Origin of the sequence: Pseudoalteromonas sp. SG45-5 (assembly GCF_014164085.1) — a bacterium.
GTDB lineage: Bacteria > Pseudomonadota > Gammaproteobacteria > Enterobacterales > Alteromonadaceae > Pseudoalteromonas > Pseudoalteromonas aliena.
In genome coordinates this window covers 1-280 of sequence record NZ_JACJEM010000191.1, presented here as the reverse complement: position 1 = coordinate 280, position 280 = coordinate 1, and the positions used below count along the sequence as shown (strand labels likewise).

The window sequence follows — 280 nt, the reverse complement described above, 5'->3', positions numbered from 1 at the left end:
GCAAAGTATTTATACCCCAATGGAAAAAACAATTACTCGAAGATGGCACCCAAAAACGTCAGCGAGCAGGGCGTATGACGACCAGTGAAATTATGACTATTGTTATTAGTTTTCACATGTCACATCATCGTGATTTCAAAAACTACTACCTTGGTTATGTATCACTTATGTACAAAAGTGAATTTCCTAACTTACTCAGTTACACACGATTTCTAGCCGTTATGCCGAGAGTAATTGTGCCAATGTGTGCCTATTTCACTTCACTTAAAGGTAAACCCAC

General features: G+C 38.2%; 1 pseudogene. It reads left to right on the top strand.

The window, feature by feature from the left end:
• Positions 1-280 (top strand): annotated as a pseudogene (locus tag H5119_RS20250) (IS982 family transposase); the annotation flags it as partial.